We start from the raw sequence: 477 nt of genomic DNA on the forward strand, positions 1-477 counted from the left end.
CTTCGGCTTGGCTGTAGCAAAATACAGCGACCGTTTCATTGCATTACACTCTTTTCGCCATATTTTGCAAAGGAGCTTCGCTCCTCTTGACTCCCCATATCCTTGCAAGAAATTTTGTGATCGGTTGTCTTGCTAAATTTTTTAAAATTTAGGCACAACCGACAATCAAGAATTTCTATGCAAGTCCAAATCATGGGCAAATCATGTCACATAAATTGCTCCTATCATGTTACATGAATTTCCCATGCTGTCCTATGTAACATATTTTTCTCCTATTATGACCAAATCATGTGACATAGATTTCCCATGTAACTTCGCTTGTCGCTTCGTTAAAAAATTGCGGGAGCAGTTGTGAAAGGAGGTACATGGATATGTACGAAAAATTAATATCAGCTTATGTGACAAATCTAGGAAAATACACAGAGGGAGAGCTTGTCGGGAAATGGCTAGACTTCCCAACAACGCAAACAAAAATAA

General features: G+C 38.6%; 1 protein-coding gene. It reads left to right on the plus strand.

Going from position 1 to position 477, the window contains the following annotated elements; genetic code table 11:
- Window positions 1-371: 371 nt before the first annotated feature.
- On the plus strand, window positions 372-477 hold a 106-nt coding region (locus tag LJE08_RS15395; RefSeq protein WP_227403558.1), incomplete at its 3' end, for an antirestriction protein ArdA.

It is taken from the genome of Holdemanella sp. DFI.5.55, assembly GCF_020593575.1.
GTDB lineage: Bacteria > Bacillota_I > Bacilli_A > Erysipelotrichales > Erysipelotrichaceae > Holdemanella > Holdemanella hominis.